This is a genomic window from Williamsia sp. D3, from assembly GCF_000506245.1.
GTDB lineage: Bacteria > Actinomycetota > Actinomycetes > Mycobacteriales > Mycobacteriaceae > Williamsia > Williamsia muralis.
The window spans coordinates 23871-41672 of sequence record NZ_AYTE01000018.1 but is presented as its reverse complement, the minus strand read 5'-3'; the positions used below and the strand labels follow the sequence as shown (position 1 = coordinate 41672).

The following is a 17802-nucleotide window of genomic DNA, read 5'->3' as shown; positions in this document are numbered from 1 at the left end:
TCCGAAGTCCGTCTGCCCAGCCCTGATCAACGGCTACCCTGGAAACGATGAGCACCGAGTCGACACACTCAGCGCACGACACCCCCGGCACCTACGTGACCACCGGTGAAGAGTTCGTGCGGGACACCCGATACATCGACAACCGCATCACGCGTGATGGCGTCGGACCCGCGGGCGAGACATTCAAGGTCGAGCCCGGCCGGTACCGGCTGATCGTCGCCCGCGCATGCCCCTGGGCGAACCGGGCGATCATCGTGCGCCGACTGCTGGGTCTGGAGTCGGTGCTGTCGATGGGCCTGTGTGGCCCGACCCATGACTCGGACAGCTGGACCTTCGACCTCGACCCCGACGGACTCGACCCGGTCCTGAAGATCCCGCGCCTGAAAGACGCCTACCTGACGCGATACCCGGACTACCCGCGGGGAATCACCGTCCCGGCCATCGTCGACATCCCCACCGGCGCCGTGGTCACCAACGAGTTCCGCCAGATGACCCTCGACTTCTCCACCGAGTGGGTCGACCACCACCGGGACGGGGCTCCTGACCTCTACCCCGAACATCTGCGCGGCGAGATCGACGAGGTCATCGACGTCGTCTTCAAAGACGTCAACAACGGCGTGTACCGGTGCGGCTTCGCCGGCAGTCAGGACGCCTACGAAACCGCCTACGATCGTCTGTTCACACGTCTCGACCAGCTCTCCGACCGGCTACGCGAGCAGCGTTACCTGGTGGGCGACACCATCACCGAAGCGGACGTGCGCCTGTTCACCACCCTGGTCAGATTCGACCCCGTCTACCACGGACACTTCAAGTGCAATCGGTCCAAACTGAGTGAGATGCCCGTGCTCTGGGCGTACGCGCGCGACCTGTTCCAGACCCCCGGATTCGGCGACACCGTCGACTTCACCCAGATCAAACAGCACTACTACATCGTTCACGAGGACATCAATCCCACGAAGATCGTGCCCAAGGGACCGGATCTGTCCGGCTGGCGCACCGCCCATCACCGTGAAGAACTCGGCGGTCGACCGTTCGGCGACGGCACCCCGCCACCGCCGCCCATCGACGGCGAAGTGGTTCCCGCCGGACAAGGAGCCTGACCCATGGCCAAAAAGCAGCTGTCGTCCATCGGCGATGGACAGATCGTGGGGGCCGGACGCAAACCGGAGGGCATCCTGGACGCCCTGGTCGGTCAGGCGCAGCACCTGCAGGCACCCGCCGTCGCGAAGTACGTCAACCACCTGCGTCAAGAACACCCCTACGAGTCACCGGCACAGATCATCGCCCGGCTCGAACAGCGCTTCCTGATGGCTGTCACCGGATCTGGCGGAGCGGTCGGCGCCGCGGCTGCGTTTCCGGGCGTGGGCACCGTGATGTCCCTGGCATCCCTGGGTGCCGAGACGGCCTTCTTCATCGAGGCATCGGCACTCCTGTCGCTGGCCATCGCCGATGTGCACGGCATCCCGATCGACGACCGCGAACGCCGCAAAGCCCTCGTGCTGACGGTGGCGCTCGGTGAGTCGGGGCTGGCTGTGGTGCGTGACTCCCTCGGCGCGAAGTCCGGCGGAACCATGGGCCGCGCGCTCGGTGGCGTCATACCGGCACCGGTCATGCGCACACTCAATCAGCGGTTGGTCAAACGCTACCTGCGCAAGTACACCCTCCAGAAGTTGCCGTTGGCGGCCGGCAAACTCCTTCCCGCCGGCCTCGGCGCGATCATCGGAGGCGTCGGCAACCGCACACTCGGCAAGATCATCATCAACAACTCGCGCAAGGTCTTCGGCCCTGCTCCCAGGGAATGGCCGTCGAATCGTCCCCACATCATCGCGCCATACGACGGGCCGTCCCCTAGTTGACGGCTCCGCCAGAAGACGTTCGACCCGGGTGGATCCGGCGGCTGACCCGGGAATGTCTGCGTCACCGCAGACTGGTTGTCATCGTCCTCGCTGTCACCGGCCTCGCGCTGCTGATCGACCTCACGATCCCCCTGCTGACCAAGGCCGCGATCGATGAAGCCACCGGGGCCGCCGAGCACGGTTACTCGATCGCTGCGATCGCCGGGGTCATGGTGGCGCTGGCATTTGTCCGATTCGGATGCCAGTACGGTCGCCGCCTGACCGCTGGACGACTATCGCTCAACGTGCAGAATGCGCTGCGGTTGTCGATCTTGAACAGCGTGCTCCGCCTCGACGGTGCGGCTCAGGATCAGATCCGCACCGGGCAGGTGGTGTCGCGCAGCATCACCGATTTGCAGCTGGTGCAGGGCCTCCTCGCTATGGTGCCCCTCTCGCTCGGCGCGATGGTGCAGGTGGTTCTCGCCATCGGGGTGATGTTCTACCTGTCACCCTTGCTCACAGTGGTTGCCCTGCTGGTCATCCCGGCCGTGTCGGCCATCGCCTTCAACAGTCGCAAACGCCTGTTCGCCGCCACCTGGTCCGCGCAACAATCGGCCGCCGACCTCGCCCAGCACGTAGAGGAGACGGTGACCGGCGTCCGGGTCGTCAAGGGCTTCGGTCAGGAGGATCGGGCTGTCGACGAGCTCGTGGGCCTTGGCCGTCGGCTGTACTCCATGCGCCTGCGGTCGGCGAAGATCAACGCACGTTTCGCGCCGTCGCTCGCGGCCGTGCCGCAGCTGGGGATGGTCGCGATCATCGCCCTGGGCGGGTACCTGACGATGCAGGGCTCGATCACGGTCGGCACCTTCCTCGCGTTCGCCACCTACGTCACCACGATGACCGGACTCGCCCGGCTCCTCACCTCACTGCTGGTGTCGGCGCAACTCGCGCGGGCCGCCGTCGAGCGCGTGTACCAGGTGATCGACGAACCACCCGATCCCGCTCTGTCCGCGCGCGGCACCCTTCCCGGTGATGCCCTCGGACTGGCGCTGAACAACGTCACCTTCACCTACCCGGGAGCCCGAACACCCGTGCTGAACGGGGTCGACCTCCACATCGCCCCCGGTGAGGTCGTGGCCGTCGTCGGTCCGCCCGGCTCGGGCAAATCGACCCTCGCCCTACTCGCCGACCGCTTCTACCGGCCCCAGGCCGGCACGATCGAATTGTCGAACAGCCACGGCAGTTTCGACATCTCCACGGTGGAGACACAGGAACTCCGGTCGACGGTCGGCGTGGTCTTCGACGAGGCCTTCCTCTACTCGGACACCGTTGCCGCCAACATCGCCCCGAACGCCCACGTCGGCAAATTCGACAGCACCACCGACGAAAAGCCACCGCTGCCGTCGGGCATCATCTCGGCCGCCGAACGAGCCGGCGCACACGGTTTCGTGACCGCACTCGAACACGGATACCGGACCATCGTCGGAGAACGAGGACTGACACTGTCGGGCGGACAACGCCAGCGCATCGCACTGGCCCGCGCGCTCTATGCCGACCCCCGCGTACTGATCCTCGACGACGCGACCTCTGCGGTTGACGCGCGGACCGAGGCGGACATCTTCACTCATCTGCGCACCTCCACGCGGACCATGTTGATCCTGGCCCATCGCCGGTCCACCCTGACCCTTGCCGATCGTGTCGCCGTTCTCGACGGAGGCCGCATCATCGACGTCGGTACCGAGGCCGAACTCAACGCTCGCTGTGCCCTCTTCCGCTCACTGATGAGCACGGATGTCCGCGACGACGACCTCGACGAGGAACTCGCCGCCGATCAGCCGGTGGCGGTCGATGAGCTCTGGCCGAGCGAAGCACCCGATCCCGAGCCACGGCTGCGCAAGGTCGCGGCACCGGCGACGATGGGTTCTCGCGGCGGTGGCGGGATGGCCGGCGCGCTCGGTGCGATGGCTCCGACCCCGAAACTCTTCGAAGCGGTGCAGGCGCTCCCCCCGGCCGACGAGTCACCGGACGTCGACGACAACAACATCCGCACCGATCGGCCCGACTTCTCACTTCGTCAGTTGCTGCGCCCGGTTCGCTGGTTGCTGGCGTTGGTCGTGCTGTGCATATCCATCGACACCCTGGTGGGTCTGGCCTTCCCGACAATCGCCCGCTACGGCATCGACGGCGCCACGTCCGACCGGTCGAGTCATCTGTGGTTCGCAGCCGGCGCAGGTCTGGTCGCCGTTGCGATCGGATTCGCGGCTACCGCCGTGATGACCGTGATCACCTCCCGCGCCGGCGAGCGCGTCCTCTATGCACTGCGCGTGCGGAGTTACGCGCACCTGCAGCGACTCGGCCTGGACTACTACGAGCGCGAACTGTCCGGGCGGATCATGACGCGCATGACCACCGACGTCGATGCGCTGTCGACGTTCCTACAGACGGGTCTGTCGACCGCGATCGTCAGCACCCTCACAGTGGTCGGTGTGGCGGTTGCCTCATCATCACCGACGCCTCTCTCGGACTGCTGATGCTGGTGGTGTTCCCGCCGATCATCGTGGCGACGATCGTGTTCCGCCGGATCTCGTCGCGCGCCTACACCCGCTCACGGGAATTGGTCAGCGAGGTCAACGCCGACTTCCAGGAGAACGTCGGCGGCGTGCGCACCACCCAGGCCTACTCGCACGACGGCTTCGCGATGGCGCAGTTCTCGGCACGGGCTGCGGCGTACGTTCGGGCCCGCATGGTGTCCCAGCAGGCGATCTCGATCTTCTTCCCCTTCATCACCCTGATGTCCGACCTCGCGACCGCGGGAGTGATCGCCTTCGGCGCCCACCAGGTTGCCGGCGGCAGCACCAGTGCGGGCACCCTCGTCGCGTTCGTCCTGTATCTCGGCATGCTGTTCGGTCCGGTCCAGCAGCTCTCGCAGGTCTTCGACGGGTACCAACAGGCGCTGGTCGGCCTCCGCCGGATCTCCGATCTGCTCGCCACCCGCAGTAGCGTGCGCTGTCCCGATGGTGTGCCCGAACTCGCCGTGGCGACACCGGAGAACGGATTCACCGGGCACGCCGAACTGCGAGAGGTCGGGTTCCGCTATCCCGGGTCGACAACCGATGCGCTCGGCGGAGTGGTCGTCGATCTACCCGCCGGCACCTCGCTGGCCCTGGTGGGTGAGACCGGCGCGGGCAAGTCGACCATCGTCAAGCTCCTCGCCCGGTTCTACGACCCGACAAGCGGATCGGTGCGGATGGACGGCACCGACATCCGGGGCTTCCGGTTGTCGTACTACCGCTCCCGACTGGGCGTGGTCCCGCAGGAACCCCACCTGTTCACCGGCACCGTCGCCGACAACATCGCCTATGGCAGACCAGACGCCGACCACGAGCAGATCGTCGCGGCGGCTCGCGCGGTGGGAGCGTTGTCGATGATCGCGGCGCTGCCGGGTGCCATGAACCATCCGATCGGTGAGCGGGGGCAAGGACTGTCCTCCGGTCAGCGACAGCTCATCGCGCTCGCCCGTGCCGAACTGGTGGACCCCGACCTCCTGCTGCTCGACGAGGCGACCGCCACGCTCGATCAGGCCACCGAACGACGGGTGATGGCAGCCGGCCGGCACCTCACCGGATCACGGAGCTCGGTGATCGTCGCGCATCGACTGGCGACCGCGGCGCGAGCAGACCGCATCGCCGTGGTCGCCGGCGGGCAGATCGTGGAGCTCGGAACACATGACGAGCTCCTGGCGTTGGACGGAAGGTATCGCGCCCTGTGGACGGCGGGTATCACGCCGGACGAGGCGAGCGAACCGACAGCCGGACACGGCGGCAACCGACCGGCATAGCTTCGGCGGCACTCGGGGACTAACCTTTAGACCTGGATACTTCGAACGGAGTTCCGGGCGGCGTGATAGCGGCGGAGACGGCCCCTGGCGCGGGACTCGACATGGATACGTAAAGGGAATTGAGGCGAGATACTGCCGTGAGCAGCAGTTCGATTTCAGACTTCGGACAGAACGAGTGGCTGGTTGAGGAAATGTACCAGCGCTTCAAAGAAGACCCGAGCTCGGTGGACCCGAGTTGGCATGACTTCCTGAAGAGTTATGGCGCAGAGGGTAATGGGTCCGAGGAGGCGAAATCCCCGCCGAAGTCGGCGTCGAAGGCGACTGCTGGGTCACAGCCGAAGGCCGGCGCCTCATCGAACGGCTCTGCTGCCCCCAAGTCCTCCGCCAACGGATCCGCGGCCAAGCCCGCTGTCGACCCGACTCCGGCGAGCAAGGCCGCTGCCGGCCAGTCCGAGCACAGCAGGGACGCCTCGTCGTCGACCACCACCTCGGCCGAGTCGACCACCGACAAGTCCGCGGAGTCGGTGAGCAAGGATGCCGCACCGGCGGCCAAGAAGTCAGCGCCGGCCCCCCGCAAGGACGCCCCCACCAAGAAGGACTCCCCGGCGAAGAAGTCTGCGCCGGCAGCAGCCGATGCACCGACCGAGGCCAGCAACAAGGTCCTGCGTGGTGCCGCTGCCGCTGTTGCCAAGAACATGGCGGCCTCGCTGCAGATTCCGACGGCCACCAGCGTTCGCGCGGTGCCCGCCAAACTGATGATCGACAACCGGGTGGTCATCAACAACCACCTCGCCCGCACCCGTGGCGGCAAGGTGTCGTTCACCCACATCCTCGGGTACGCGATCGTCCAGGCGATCAAGTCGTTCCCGAACTTGAACCGCCACTTCGAAGAGGTCGACGGCAAGCCGAACGTGGTGACCCCGGCGCACACCAACCTCGGCCTGGCGATCGACCTGCCCGGCAAAGACGGTTCCCGCACGCTTGTGGTCGCGGCGATCAAACGTTGCGAGACCATGAACTTCGCCCAGTTCCACGCGGCTTACGAAGACATCGTCAGGCGGGCTCGCGAGGGCAAGCTGACCGCCGAAGATTTTGCGGGCGTGACGATTTCGCTCACCAACCCCGGAACCATCGGCACGGTCCACTCGGTGCCGCGGTTGATGAAGGGCCAGGGTGCGATCGTGGGCGCGGGCGCGATGGAGTACCCGGCCGAGTTCCAGGGCGCCTCCGACGAGCAGATCTCGGCGCTCGGCGTCGGAAAACTGATGACGCTGACGTCCACGTATGACCACCGCATCATCCAGGGCGCGGAGTCGGGTGACTTCCTTCGCACCATCCATCAGTTGCTGCTGTCGGACGAGTTCTTCGACCAGATCTTCACCACGCTCCACATCCCGTACGAGCCGATCCGCTGGCGTCGCGACATCCCAGAGGGCGCCGTCGACAAGAACGCCCGCGTACTGGAACTGATTGCGGCATACCGCAACCGTGGCCATCTGATGGCCGACATCGACCCTCTGATGATCGATTCGGACGCACGGTCGGCTCACCCCGACCTCAACGTGCTGACCTACGATCTGACGCTCTGGGATCTCGATCGCAGCTTCAACGTCGGTGGGTTCCACGGCGAGAACAAGATGAAGTTGCGCGATGTCCTGTCGATCCTGCGCGACTCCTACTGCCGGCATGTCGGTGTCGAGTACACCCACATCCTCGAGCCCGAGCAGCAACAGTGGCTGCAGGAACGGGTGGAGATCAAGCACGTCAAACCACCCGTCGCGGAGCAGAAGTACATCCTCTCCAAGCTCAACGCAGCCGAGGCATTCGAGACGTTCCTGCAGACCAAGTACGTCGGACAGAAACGCTTCTCGCTCGAGGGTGCCGAGGCAGTCATCCCGATGATGGACGGCGTGATCGATCAGAGCGCCGAATACGGCCTCGACGAAGTAGTTGTGGGCATGCCCCACCGTGGCCGGCTCAATGTGCTCGCGAACATCGTCGGCAAGCCGTACTCGAAGATCTTCACCGAGTTCGAGGGCAACCTGAACCCGTCGCAGGCGCACGGCTCGGGCGACGTCAAGTACCACCTCGGCGCCGAGGGCAAGTACTACCAGATGTTCGGCGACAACGAGATCAACGTCTCCCTCACCGCCAACCCGTCTCACCTCGAGGCCGTCGACCCGGTCCTCGAAGGTCTGGTGCGGGCCAAGCAGGACCTGCACGACAAGGGCGACGGCGCGTTCACCGTGCTGCCGCTGATGTTGCACGGCGATGCCGCGTTCGCAGGCCAGGGTGTGGTCGCCGAGACGCTGAACCTCGCCATGCTGCGGGGTTACCGCACCGGCGGCACCATCCACATCGTGGTGAACAACCAGGTCGGTTTCACCACCGCCCCGGAGGCATCGCGGTCGTCGGAATACTGCACCGATGTCGCGAAAATGATCGGCGCGCCGATCTTCCACGTGAACGGCGACGATCCCGAAGCATGTGTGTGGGTGGCCAAGCTGGCCGTCGACTACCGGCAGGCGTTCAACAAGGACGTTGTCATCGACCTGGTCTGCTACCGCCGCCGCGGCCACAACGAGGGTGATGATCCCTCGATGACCCAGCCGGCGATGTACGACGTCATCGACACCAAGCGGTCGGTGCGCAAGAGCTACACCGAAGCGCTCATCGGCCGTGGCGACATCTCCACCAAGGAAGCCGAAGACGCCCTGCGCGACTACCAGGGTCAGCTCGAACGGGTCTTCAACGAGGTCCGTGAGTTGGAGAAGTACCAGGCTGCACCGAGCCCGTCGGTCGAGGCCGACCAGCAGGCACCGGTGAAGCTGGACACCGCCATCAGCAAAGAGACGATGGAACGGATCGGCGACGCGTTCATCAACGTGCCCGAGGGTTTCACCGTGCACCAGCGTGTTCAGCCCGTGCTCAAGAAGCGCTACGAGATGTCGCGTAACGGCGATGTCGACTGGGCGTTCGGTGAGCTGCTCGCATTCGGTTCACTGGTCGAAGAGGGCCGCACCGTGCGGCTGTCCGGTCAGGACTCCCGCCGAGGCACCTTCACCCAGCGTCACTCGGTACTGATCGACCGGGAGACCGGCGAGGAGTACACACCGCTGCGTACGGTCGCCGAGACCAACCCGGACAAGCCGGGCCGATTCCTCGCCTACGACTCCGCACTCAGCGAATATGCGGTGGTCGGCTTCGAATACGGATACTCGGTCGGTCATCCCGATGCCCTTGTGCTGTGGGAAGCCCAGTTCGGTGACTTCGTGAACGGCGCTCAGTCGATCATCGACGAGTTCATCTCGTCGGGTGAGGCCAAGTGGGGTCAGACCTCCGACGTGGTGCTGCTGCTGCCGCACGGTCACGAGGGTCAGGGTCCCGACCACACGTCGGGACGTATCGAGCGGTTCCTGCAGCTGTGCGCAGAGGGCTCGATGACCGTGGCCCTACCGTCGACTCCCGCAAGCTACTTCCACCTGCTGCGTCGCCATGTGCTCGATGGCATCAGCCGCCCGCTCGTCGTCTTCACCCCGAAGTCGATGCTGCGGAACAAGGCTGCGGTGTCGCCGGTGTCGGAGTTCACCGAAGGTCGTTTCCAGTCGGTCATCGACGATCCGGCCTTCACCTCCGATGCCGAACGCGAGAAGGTCCGGCGGGTGCTGCTGGTGTCGGGCAAGTTGTACTACGAACTGGCCGCACGCAAGGCCAAGGACAAGCGTGACGATGTCGCGATCGTCCGTATCGAGCAGCTCTACCCGGTGCCGCACAAGCGTTTGCGCTCGGCACTGAGCCGCTACACCAGCATGGAAGAGATCTTCTGGGTCCAGGAAGAGCCGGCCAACCAGGGTCCGTGGCCCTTCTTCGGTCTAACGCTCCCCGAGATGCTGCCCGAGTTCTTCAACGGCCTGCGTCGGGTCTCGCGACGGGCGATGTCGGCCCCGTCGTCGGGTTCGTCGAAGGTGCACGCTGTCGAGCAGCAGGAGATCATCGACACCGCCTTCGGCTGACCGGTCATACCCCGATGATGGGGCCTTTTGGCGAAGTCCACCTGGGCTTTACTCGCCAAAAGGCCCCATCATTGGGTGGTGGGGGTGGCTGCTGCCAGTGTCGCGATGAGCGGCAGTGCGCGGGTGATCAATTCGACGAGGGCGTCGCGGTCCACGCCGGCTGAATCTTGCAACCACCGAACGGTCACCTGCTCGGTGAAAGTGACCCAGCCGTGTACGGCGAGTTCGATCAGCGGTGTGCGCGTCAGATCCAGTAGCTCGGCCAGCGACAACACCCGTTCGGCCATCACGGTCCGGGTGTGCTCGGCGACCTCACGCATCGCCGGATCCGAGGCACCGCTCCCCTGCAAGATCGCGAGATAAGCCGAACGGTTCGCCGACACGTAGTCGATGTACTGGGCCAGCGATGCCCGGGCGATCTCGATCGGATCGCCGAGACTCAGATCGGGTTCGGTTCGCGCGAGCATCCGCCTGCTCTGCTCCGTGGTCAGTGCCACCAGGAAGTCCTGCTTCGACTCGAAATAGTGGAAGAGCAGAGCCCGCGACACGCCCGCTGCCTCGGCGACCTCCTCGACGGATACCTGGTCGAGCGCGCGGTTGTCGAGCATCCGCAGGCCGTGGCTGATCAGCTGATCACGCCGTGCCTGTGGGCTCATCCGGGTTCGCCGAGCGGTCGTCACGCGTCCGATAGTACTGACTCTTCGTCAATAGTCGGGCCGTGCTCGCCGTTCCGCTATTGACAGCTCGTCAATAGGCGGTATGTTCGTACCCATGAACGTTGTAAAGATCGCCATCATCGGCGCAGGCTTTTCCGGATTGGGTGCTGCCGTCAAGCTGCAGCAGAACGGTTTCGACGACTTCGTCATCCTCGACCGCGGCAGCAATTTCGGTGGTACCTGGCGCGACAACACCTATCCCGGTGCGGCATGCGACGTCCCCTCGCACCTGTACTCCTACTCATTTGCGCTCAACCCCTCGTGGAGCCGCTCCTTCTCGCAGCAGCCCGAGATCCACAAGTACATCAACGGCGTCGCCGACAAGTACGACCTGGGGTCGCGGACCCAGTGGAACACCGAGGTCATCAAGACCGCCTGGGACGAGAAGGCCGGCCACTGGGTGATCGACACCGACAAGGGTCAGTGGCAGGCCGAGTTCCTCATCGGCGGGATCGGCCCCCTCTGCGAGCCCAAGCTCCCCGACGTCACCGGCATCGAGAGCTTCACCGGCGAGATCTTCCACTCGGCACGATGGAACCACGACTACGACCTGGCCGGTAAGCGCGTAGCAGTGATCGGGACCGGCGCCTCGGCCATCCAGATCATCCCCGAGCTGGCCAAGAAGGTCGGGCGACTCGACGTCTACCAGCGCACTGCCCCCTGGGTGCTGCCGCGTGCCGACCGGCCCTACTCCGCCAAGGAGAACTGGGCGTTCAAGAACATCCCCGGATTCCAGCGTGCGGTGCGCGCGAGCATCTACGCCTCGCACGAATTGGTCTCGTTCGGCCTCACCCACCAGCCCAACGTCCTGGCACCCGCGAAGATCATCGGCAAGCAGAACATCGCTCGCGGTATCTCCGACCCCGCGCTTCGGGCGAAGGTCACCCCGAACTGGAAGGTCGGCTGCAAGCGGATCCTGTTGTCGAACACCTACTACCCGGCGCTGAACCAGTCCAACGTCGAGTTGGTCACCGACCCGATCAAGGAAGTCACCACCAGCGGCATCATCACTGCCGATGGCGTGAGCCGCGAAGTCGACGCCATCGTCATCGCGACCGGCTTCCACGTGACCGACTCCCCCACGTTCGAGCACATCATCGGCAAGGACGGGCGCAGCCTCGCCCAGGTCTGGGAGGCCGAGGGGATGAACGCCTACAAGGGTTCGACCGTCAACGGCTTCCCCAACATGTTCCTGATGGTGGGACCGTCCACCGGGCTGGGCCACACCTCGATGGTCTACATGATCGAGTCCCAGCTCAACTACCTTGTCGACTACTTCAAACTGTCCCGCGAGTACGGCATCTCCCGGGTGGAGGTGCGGGCCGACGCACAGCACGATTACAACGCCACGATCCAGAAGAATCTCAAGACGAGTGTCTGGGAAACCGGCGGCTGCGCGAGCTGGTACAAGGACAAGTTCGGCAACATCACCACGCTGTGGCCCGGATTCACCTTCAACTACCGGCGCCTGACCCGTAAGTTCGACCTGGCTGCGTACGACACCTCGACCGCAGCCGCGATCGCTCCCGCGGAAGGCGATGGCGATGGCACGACCAACACACTGAAAGAAGCGGTGACGTCATGAAGGACTTCAGGGGCAAAGTGGCCGTGGTGACCGGCGCCGGTTCGGGCATGGGCCGCGACCTGGCACTCCAACTCGCAGCCAAGGGCGCCAAGGTCGCCATCTCGGACGTCAATCCCGCCGGTCTCGAAGAGACCGAGCGCATGCTCAAAGAGCAAGGCGCCGAAGTACATTCGCAGCTGCTCAATGTTGCCGAACGCGAAGCCGTCCTCACCTACGCGGATGATGTCGCCCAGCATTTCGGCAAGGTCAACCTCGTCATCAACAACGCCGGCATCGCCCATCACGGTGAAGTCGAGCTGACCGAGTTCAAGCAGTACGAACGCGTGATGGACGTGGACTACTGGGGCGTGGTGAACGGGACCAAAGCGTTCCTGCCGTACCTGATCGCATCGGGCGACGGGCATGTCGTGAACACCTCGTCGTTGTTCGGCATCCTGGCCATGCCGGGTCAAAGTGCGTACAACGCGGCGAAGTTCGCGGTCCGCGGCTTCACCGAATCGCTGTATCAAGAGATGCGGATCGCCGGACATCCGGTCAACGTCACCTGCGTCCATCCCGGTGGCATCAAGACCGCGATCGCCCGCAACGCCACCGTGTCCGAAGGGCACGACCAGAAGAACACCGCCGAGTTGTTCGACAAGAAGCTGGCCCGCACCACCTCGGCACGGGCCGCGGAGATCATCATCAAGGCGATCGAGCGCAACCGTCCACGGGTTCTCGTCGGCGCCGACGCCAAGGTGCTCGATCTGCTGGTTCGCGCCGGCGGATCCATGTACGAGATCGTCAACAGCAAGCTGGCGGTCAGGTTGCTGCCGAAGGCGGACCCGTCGCCCGTGACCTCCACGTCTCCGCTCCTCTGACCCCTGACGATCATGGAACTGAAACCATTTCTGTCGGTCCCGGCCGGTGAACTCATCTTCCGGCCGCTGTTCGCCCTCACCCTCAATTCGCGATGGTCGCCGCAGACCCAGCGCAAGATGCTGGAGATGAGTACGTTGCTGCTGCCGAAGGTGCCTCACTCGGTGATCCGGTCGGTGACCCTGGGTGATCGGTCTGCCGAGCGGGTCAGTGTCGGGGCCACCGAACACGGTCGGGCGGTGCTGTATCTGCACGGCGGTGCCTACATCGTCGGGTCCCCGACCACCCACCGGGCACTGACCACCACGCTCGCGCGGGCCGCAGGCGCCGAGGTCTATGCCCTCGACTACCGGCTTGCACCCGAGCATCCGATGCCCGCCGCGGTCGATGACTCGGTTGCCGCCTACCTCGCCCTGCTCGAACGCGGATACAGTCCCGAGTCCGTGGCGATCGCGGGCGATTCGGCCGGCGGCGGGCTCAGCGTGGCCACTGCGCGGGTATTGATCGACGAGCACGGGGTCACTCCCGCTGCGCTCGGTCTGATCTCACCATGGGTGAACCCTGCTGGGGTGTCGGAGGATCTCGGCACCGACATCGTCGTGAACCTCGAGTGGTCGCGTCAGGGCGCAGCCGCCTACCTCGGAGACGGTGATCCCACCGATCCCCGGTATGCGCCGGCCGTCGGACCTTTGGAGGGGCTGCCGCCCACCCTGGTCCAGATCGGTCAGCGTGAACTGTTGCTCGAGCAGGTCACCGAATTCGTCGCGTCCCTGCGTGAGGCAGGGGTCGACGTCACCGCATCCGATCTCGGTCCGCTGTGGCACGTGGCGCACACCGCGGCACCGCTGGTGACCGAGGCTGCCGCCGCAGTTGACGACCTGGGTCGATTCCTCAGTGATCGGCTGCGGTACTCACAGGCTGTGCTCACCGAGCCAGCGGGTCGCAACGCCGGATAGCTCCGCACCACCGTCGACCTCGGCCGCCATGGTGGTCAGGTCGGCGGTGGTCAACTCGCCCGCAACCTTGTTCATCGCACGGAACAACGTGCGGCTGAGGGCAGCGGTGCGGAAGATCGGGACCAGGTCCTGCGCCCGCATCGCATCGTTGCCGTCGTCGAGACCCTGGAGTCCGGCGTCGTCGGCCACCACACCCAATGCCGAGAACAACCCTGCGGCGCGGCCCGCGGCCACTTCCGTGACCGCCGCCTGCGCGTCCAACACCCGAGCGGGACCGAAGGCGCATCCCGCCCCGGCCAAGTCGCTGACCGTCTCTGGCGCCGGTTCCTCCACGGTGACCAGAGGCAGCCCTGCCGGGAGTGCGGCGCACTCTGCGAGTTCATCGATGTCGGCCGTGGCGGCGAGGTCACTGGACACGAACACCAGCGGCTTGTTCTGCACGGTGGTGGCATCGCCCGCCGAGACACCCTGCGGTAGTGCCTGATTGAGCTGGTTGTAGACGTCCTCCGAGGTGCGTCCCGATGCCCCCGGATCGAGCTGTGCCAGCAATTCTCCGGACCACGCCGGGAACAGATCCACTGTGCGGTTGTCCATCTGGTCGAGCAGGCCACTGTAGTCGGCCACCGGATGGTCGTCCGAGACCGCCGCCCCTGCCCCGCGAAGAGCTCCCGCATAGATGGCTGTGGCAACTCGACTCGGCGTATCGGCCGTCGACCCCATCACCAGCTCCTGCGGCGCGGGTCCCGGGTCCGAACAACCGGCGACCATCAGCGCGCAGGCCACCACCAGGACCGGCAGACCTCGTCGGATGTGTTGCAGCAGAGCGGAATTCACTCTTGCGTGGCCACCCTGGCAACCGCGTCGGCGACCGCAGGTGCCACTCGGGGGTCCAGCGGACTCGGCACGATCATCTCTGCGGACAGGTCATCGCCGAGGACCTCGACGATCGCGTCGGCGGCGGCCAACTTCATTTCCTCGGTGATGCGTCGTGCGCCCGCGTCGAGCGCTCCACGGAACACTCCGGGGAAGGCCAGCACATTGTTGATCTGGTTCGGGAAGTCACTGCGACCCGTGGCGACCACTGCCGCGTACTTGCGCGCAACATCGGGATGGACCTCGGGGTCAGGATTGGACAGGGCGAAGATGATCGCGTCGGAGTTCATCGTCGCGAGGGCCTCCTCGGGCACCTTTCCGGCACTCACCCCCAGGAACACATCGGCATCGACGAGGGCGTCCGACAACGATCCGATCCGGCCGTCGGGGTTGGTGCGCCCGGCCATGTCGACCTTCACGTCGTGCAGGTTGTCGCGGCCACTGTGCACGATGCCCTTGCTGTCGATCACCGTGACGTCGGCGATGCCGTCGGCGAGCAGGATGTTCGCGCAGGCCACGCCGGCGGCGCCGCACCCCGAGATGACGATCTTGAGGGTGCTGCGGTCTTTCTTCAGCAGCTTGGTCGCCGCCTTCAGCGCGGCGAGCACCACGATGGCGGTGCCGTGCTGATCGTCGTGCATGACCGGACAGTCAAGGGCTTCGATCACCCGCTTCTCGATCTCGAAACACCGCGGTGCCGAGATGTCCTCCAGGTTCACCGCACCGAAGGAGTGCCGCAGGCGGATCAGCGTCTCGACGATCTCGTCGGGGTCCTTGGTACTAAGCACCAGGGGGATCGAGTCGAGCCCGGCAAAGTTCTTGAACAGCGCCGACTTGCCCTCCATGACGGGCAGTGAGGCGCTCGGACCGATGTCCCCGAGCCCCAGCACCGCACTGCCGTCGCTGACCACCGCGACGAGACGATTGGTCCAGGTGTAGCGCCGGGCCAGTTCGGGGTCGGCCGCGATGGCCCGGGACACCTCGGCGACGCCGGGTGTGTAGGCGATCGACAGAGCACGCTTGGTGTCGAGCGGCGAGGTGATACTCACCGACAATTTGCCACCCTCATGGCCGGCGAAGATCTCGTCGCGGGTGATTGTCGATGCGTCGGCGTCGGGGGCGGGCAGTTCACTGCCCATCAGGTCAGTCACGCCGATCACGCTACTTCAACCCAAAAGCTCTCACGGCCATACCTGGTAGTCGTGAGGTTGTCTCGGGTGGTCGTGACGTGTTCGCAGCCCGCACTCCACCGATTCGACATCAACCAGCACCGATGATCCAGACGCAATCCCGCCGCCCGGGCCTGCACAGCCGCCGGAATCGGCGGGCGCCACGGTTCCGGGCGTAGCATCCCCCGTGGACTTTCGCCACGCACAGACAAGGGAGGTGCCATGCCGCCACGGCCGCATCTGCGTACCAGCACACCAGGCAAACCCTCCTCCAGGGTGCCCATCCCGCCGTCACGTGCAGTCGTCGACTGTGCGGTGTACGTCGACGGCAAACGCCTACCGGGGCTGCGCACGTTCAGTCACGCCCTCGACGAGGTGCGCTCGACCGGGCGGGGCTACGTGTGGGTGGGTCTGCACTCCCCCGACAGCAGGCAGATGGAAGGGGTGGCCAACACGTTCGGCCTGCACGAACTGATGGTCGAAGACGCTGTGCAAGCCCATCAGCGGCCGAAACTCGAGCAATACGACAACACGTTGTTCCTGGTATTGAAGACCGTCAAATACGTTGCCCACGAATCTCTACAGGTGGCGAACGAGGTCGTCGAGACCGGCGAGATCATGGTGATGGCGGGCAACGAGTTCGTGATCACGGTGCGCCACGGTGACCACACAGGGCTTTCGGGGGTTCGCAAGCAACTCGAGGAACTCCCCGAGCGACTGGCTCTGGGGCCCACCGCGGTGATGCACGCCGTGGCCGACCATGTGGTCGACACCTATGTCGACGTGACCGCCGCCGTCGAATACGACGTCGATGCGCTCGAAGAGAACGTCTTCTCGCCCGGCCGCCGGATCGAGATCGAACCCGTTTACCTCCTCAAGCGTGAGGTCATGGAGCTGCGACGGGCCGTCGACCCGCTCGACGCGGCACTGCGCCGACTCACCTCGTCCGAGGACAAGTTGATCCCGAAAGAGGTACGGCGCTATTTCCGCGACGTCCAGGACCATCACACCAGCGTCAACGAGCGGATCGCGAGTTATGACGAGGTCCTGACATCGCTGATCGACGCCGCATTGGCCAAGGTCGGTATCCAGCAGAACACCGACATGCGCAAGATCTCGGCATGGGTGGCGATCGCGTCGGTGCCCACGATGATCGCGGGTATCTACGGGATGAACTTCGACAACATCCCGGAACTGCACTGGAAGTACGGCTACTTCGTGGTGCTGACGTTGCTGGCCACAATCTGCGTGGGACTCTGGCGGACGTTCCGCCGCAATCACTGGCTGTGACCAGCCGCGCACGCCCGCGGTCGACGGTCAACCGATGGTGGCGCCTGCCCTGACCGGGTCGTTCACGTCGATCCCCGCTTCGGTCCACGCTGCGCGGAGTGCGTCCACACCTTTGAGCCGGACCCACGCCGCCTCGTTTGCCGTGACGGGGATCGCCCGGAAGAAATGCACGTCTTCGAGGTCACCGGGTATCTCGCACGGCGCGATCTTGTCGTCCTCGAGTACGACGGCCGTGAAGGTCGCCCCTTCCCAGAGGGGTTCGCCGAGATCGATCAGCGCATCGGCGGTCAAGACCAACCCTTCCACCGCCGGCGCCGCGGCCAGCATCGCGACCGTGCGGTGCAGCCCGCGCAGCTGTGTGGAACGGGCTGAGGCATCGGACAGACGCATCCGGATCACCACCTCCGCGCGGGGTCCCGCCGTCGGATCCACGATCAGCTGGTCCGGTTCCCCCATCGGATGCCGGCTGCAGCCGAGCGACACGTACGCCACGCTATCGGGCACGATTGAAAAACGAAGGACGTCAATCGATTCGAGCCCGAGGAAGGTGACCGACGCCCGCTGGGGTTCGACGTCGTCGAACATCTCACGCAGGTGCGCCGCCACCCGATCGATCACCGACGACTCCGACTCGCTCACACGCTCAGGGTAATCCCCCTCATCTGACCC

11 protein-coding genes and 1 pseudogene are annotated in these 17802 nt (G+C 65.3%); 8 read left to right on the top strand and 4 right to left on the bottom strand.

From position 1 onward, the window contains the following. Window positions 1-47: 47 nt before the first annotated feature. From W823_RS42000 to W823_RS41985, 4 genes and pseudogenes are all read left to right on the top strand, one after another. On the top strand, window positions 48-1100 hold the full coding sequence (locus W823_RS42000; RefSeq protein ID WP_023957829.1) for a glutathione S-transferase family protein: 1053 nt from the start codon (window positions 48-50) through the stop codon (window positions 1098-1100). A 3-nt stretch (window positions 1101-1103) separates the two neighbouring features. Further along, window positions 1104-1856, top strand: coding sequence for a hypothetical protein (locus W823_RS41995; protein ID WP_023957828.1), 753 nt, complete (start codon window positions 1104-1106; stop codon window positions 1854-1856). Then, window positions 1853-5673 (top strand): annotated as a pseudogene (locus tag W823_RS41990) (ABC transporter ATP-binding protein). Before W823_RS41995 ends, W823_RS41990 begins: the two are co-directional and overlap by 4 nt. Before the next feature lie 137 nt (window positions 5674-5810). Next, window positions 5811-9686 carry a multifunctional oxoglutarate decarboxylase/oxoglutarate dehydrogenase thiamine pyrophosphate-binding subunit/dihydrolipoyllysine-residue succinyltransferase subunit gene (locus tag W823_RS41985; protein ID WP_023957826.1) on the top strand — a complete coding sequence of 1292 codons (3876 nt, stop codon included), beginning with the start codon at window positions 5811-5813 and terminating at the stop codon, window positions 9684-9686. Between the two features lie 68 nt (window positions 9687-9754). Here the strand turns inward: W823_RS41985 and W823_RS41980 are convergent, their stop codons facing one another. Further along, window positions 9755-10366, bottom strand: coding sequence for a TetR/AcrR family transcriptional regulator (locus tag W823_RS41980; protein ID WP_235189515.1), 612 nt, complete (start codon window positions 10364-10366; stop codon window positions 9755-9757). Window positions 10367-10457: 91 nt separating this feature from the next. Between W823_RS41980 and W823_RS41975 the strand changes: the two genes are divergently transcribed. The 3 genes from W823_RS41975 to W823_RS41965 are packed head-to-tail and all read left to right on the top strand — an operon-like array spanning window position 10458 to window position 13801. Continuing rightward, window positions 10458-11987, top strand: coding sequence for an NAD(P)/FAD-dependent oxidoreductase (locus tag W823_RS41975; RefSeq protein WP_038253090.1), 1530 nt, complete (start codon window positions 10458-10460; stop codon window positions 11985-11987). After that, window positions 11984-12847, top strand: coding sequence for an SDR family oxidoreductase (locus W823_RS41970; protein ID WP_023957819.1), 864 nt, complete (start codon window positions 11984-11986; stop codon window positions 12845-12847). The genes W823_RS41975 and W823_RS41970 overlap by 4 nt, the downstream gene beginning before the upstream one ends. 12 nt (window positions 12848-12859) lie before the next feature. After that, window positions 12860-13801, top strand: coding sequence for an alpha/beta hydrolase (locus W823_RS41965; RefSeq protein ID WP_023957817.1), 942 nt, complete (start codon window positions 12860-12862; stop codon window positions 13799-13801). On the opposite strand, the gene W823_RS41960 is transcribed toward W823_RS41965, so the two are convergent. After that, window positions 13757-14635, bottom strand: a complete 879-nt coding sequence (locus W823_RS41960; RefSeq protein WP_023957815.1) for a glycine betaine ABC transporter substrate-binding protein — start codon at window positions 14633-14635, stop codon at window positions 13757-13759. The two genes, W823_RS41965 and W823_RS41960, sit on opposite strands and share 45 nt — an antisense overlap. Beyond that, entirely contained in the window at window positions 14632-15813 is a 1182-nt protein-coding gene (locus W823_RS41955; protein ID WP_023957813.1) for an NADP-dependent malic enzyme, read from the bottom strand. The genes W823_RS41960 and W823_RS41955 overlap by 4 nt, the downstream gene beginning before the upstream one ends. A 252-nt stretch (window positions 15814-16065) precedes the next feature. Between W823_RS41955 and corA the strand changes: the two genes are divergently transcribed. Beyond that, on the top strand, window positions 16066-17133 hold the full coding sequence (gene corA / locus W823_RS41950) for a magnesium/cobalt transporter CorA (protein ID WP_031332191.1): 1068 nt from the start codon (window positions 16066-16068) through the stop codon (window positions 17131-17133). 27 nt (window positions 17134-17160) lie between these two features. On the opposite strand, the gene W823_RS41945 is transcribed toward corA, so the two are convergent. Beyond that, the gene (locus W823_RS41945) at window positions 17161-17718 is read right to left on the bottom strand and encodes a suppressor of fused domain protein (RefSeq protein ID WP_051406505.1); all 558 of its coding nucleotides are present in this window, start codon (window positions 17716-17718) and stop codon (window positions 17161-17163) included. Window positions 17719-17802 lie beyond the last annotated feature (84 nt).